Annotated in this window: 4 protein-coding genes; 1 reads left to right on the top strand and 3 read right to left on the bottom strand. The window is 40.1% G+C overall.

Features of this window, described 5'->3' with window-relative positions; genetic code table 11:
- Positions 1 to 55: 55 nt before the first annotated feature.
- From QUB37_RS29495 to QUB37_RS29485, 3 genes are all read right to left on the bottom strand, one after another.
- On the bottom strand, positions 56 to 184 hold the full coding sequence (locus QUB37_RS29495; RefSeq protein WP_333168768.1) for a hypothetical protein: 129 nt from the start codon (positions 182 to 184) through the stop codon (positions 56 to 58).
- Positions 185 to 266: 82 nt separating this feature from the next.
- Positions 267 to 1106, bottom strand: coding sequence for an acetoacetate decarboxylase family protein (locus tag QUB37_RS29490; RefSeq protein ID WP_333168766.1), 840 nt, complete (start codon positions 1104 to 1106; stop codon positions 267 to 269).
- 727 nt (positions 1107 to 1833) lie between these two features.
- Complete coding sequence (locus QUB37_RS29485; protein WP_333168764.1) at positions 1834 to 2247, bottom strand: hypothetical protein; 414 nt, start codon at positions 2245 to 2247, stop codon at positions 1834 to 1836.
- A gap of 12 nt (positions 2248 to 2259) precedes the next feature.
- Here QUB37_RS29485 and QUB37_RS29480 point away from each other — a divergent pair.
- Positions 2260 to 2444: hypothetical protein (locus QUB37_RS29480; RefSeq protein ID WP_333168762.1), on the top strand; the 185-nt coding region annotated here is incomplete at its 3' end.

Genomic DNA, 2444 nt, shown 5'->3' with positions numbered 1-2444 from the left:
AGCAGGCATTCACTTTTTCTGAATATCATTATGTTATATTATACCAATATGCGTTTTAAATGCACAACAGCTTAATGTCGTATAAGTCTTGCCAATTGGGTTGGCTAGTGAGTTCAAATGCTGTCACCATAGCACCCATTCCGCCACCGAGAATGACAATTTTTTTCTTGGTATTTTCAATCATGGATATTTACCGATTTGTGTGTGTTTTGAAAGGAAAAAATGATTTTCAGCTAATACAAGCTAATTATCCGTATCAAAAGCTACTACTGAGATTTCCATATTTCAGTTCCGTTTCCAAAGGAAAAATCGAAGTTCAGCCAAAATGCTAATTGGGCTGTTTGTTGCAGTTTTAGTCCTAATTCGGTGACGATTGGATGGCTGTCAAAATTTTCTATTGTCACCTCGAATTTCTGTCTGAGGTAAGGAAAGCCCTGATGTAATTTCTCTAGCGTAGCAGTAGCTTCTACGATTGCTTGATAGCAAGCTTTGTCGCCATCGCGAACATCTCTAAATTGTTTGAGAAATACCATCGGTACTTCCAAGTGAGTTGGACATTTTTTATCAAATTTTACTTCTTCAAACAAGCTTGAAATTTCTTCAAATACTTGTGAAAAGTCGGTCCAAAGCTTGATAGGAATATCACCCTTTTCTGCTTGAGTGTTTTCCACGTTGATTATTGTTCGCCAAGTAGTTTCTGATTGAGGACTGAACGGTTGCAAAACAAGGGTTTCTAAGCTAAATTTTTGAGGATGGCGATTATCTGGTGGGATTTGAAATTTTGCCAATTCTTTAGGAAAACCATAAACTTCCCGCCCCAATACCATTGCTGGTGTAGAATCAACAAAAATATACGGAATAAACCAAGCGTGGTGATCGACGACAAATTTTGAGCCTTCTTGCTTTCCGGCCTCAGTCAATACCCAAAACATGACCTCCCCTGCTTCAGAGAAAAAACCTTTATCGCTGCCGGGAGGTTGTGTAGAATTAATGTGCGCTATTGTATCGAATACCATCAGCACACGGTTAGCAGCAGGACGGTATTGGAATTGATCTTGACCAGGTATATTGAGATATTTATCGCAGAGAGTTTGTAAATTTTCCAAGGTTCCTTCTAAGAAAAATCCATAGAGTTTTGTCTGATTAAGAATGTAAGGAGGTTCAAACGCCGTATCGCCTCCTCTTGAGATGTATTGAGGATAGTTGGAAGAGGTAGAATGAGTATTTGTCATATTCGTTTAGTTGCTCGCCTGTTGTAGAAGGCTGTGGGCTTGGCGATTTTTTGCACCCAGGCTGTGTGAATGGTAAATCCAAAATCCCGTGAGGGATGGCTCAATTTGCAAACAGATCCGATAGCTAAATTTTCACCATTAAAAAACCCGACTTCCTTGTTTTTTTCCCCCAAAGAACTACATACAATGTAAACTTTTGTCGAACTATCTTCAGCCACCTCGCACGCCACCAACTGAGGTGAGTTGATCGTTTACCCTTCGGGTACTTGATACCACTCGGCACTCGCGATCGCATCATCCGAGAGGTGGTTTGGGTTAATTCTACTGATTTAAATTAAACTTTTCAAGTTAATTATTGTAAAGTAGTATCTAATCAATGACAGAGCTTTTATATCAAGGCGCTCAATACTGCTTGGAGCGAAAAGTCGCCATTAATACTAATAGCAGGTAACTTTCATTACCTGCTATTTTACAACCAGAAAAACAAGAGTTTTCCGCTCTTTATTGCTGGAGTATTTTCACGGGAAAATTTATTTTGTAACTCCCATATTTTAAGTAGCAAATCTGTTCGTTCAACAATCATCTCTAACCCGCAGATGGTCTATCTAGGGTTGATTTGTCTCGGATTTGGTGCCGCAGTTCCGTAATTGACTCGACAGCCGATATTGAACAAACTCGAACTGCACTCAAGAGGGACAATCTGCTGATCGAGGAGGGCGCTGCAACTGACATACTCGTCATTATTAGTATCTCTTACCATACATTCGATCGGGTTAGCTCCCGATCGCGCCGACCAACTCTTCATACCTACGACTGCAATCATATGCTGCCAGTAGAAAGCAAATAGCAAAACTCCCAAAAGTACAGCAACGGCTAATCCTGCTTTCAACTTCCAACTATTTAGGATATTTCCCACACTATTTTTCACGTTTTCCACACCAGAAATTGAGCTTTCGGTAGTTATTTCTGGAGTTGTCAAGTTTGTTTGTGTTTGTTCTGCTGGAATTTCAGACATAATGTATCTCCTATGATTGCTGGGATTTGGCTAAGCTCGCAGTTGCCATCGCTATTGCAAACTTTATCAAATTTTAGCAAAACTAGCCTGTACCGACAACCGATTCGGGCAGCACCGCCGGGGCATTACTCACAAGTTAAGCTAAAAGCACTATTGTCAATGAGTAATTTTACTCATCTTTTACCTGTTGACCCAAT

Origin of the sequence: Microcoleus sp. AT3-A2, from assembly GCF_036705685.1 — a bacterium.
Taxonomy (GTDB): domain Bacteria; phylum Cyanobacteriota; class Cyanobacteriia; order Cyanobacteriales; family Microcoleaceae; genus Microcoleus.
This window is presented reverse-complemented; position numbering and strand designations above follow the sequence as displayed.

Excerpts from the sequence above, each read along its gene's own strand:
- QUB37_RS29495 (WP_333168768.1), bottom strand. The coding sequence starts at position 184 with ATGATTGAAAATACCAAGAAAAAAATTGTCATTCTCGGTGGCGGAATG.
- QUB37_RS29485 (WP_333168764.1), bottom strand. The coding sequence starts at position 2,247 with ATGTCTGAAATTCCAGCAGAACAAACACAAACAAACTTGACAACTCCA.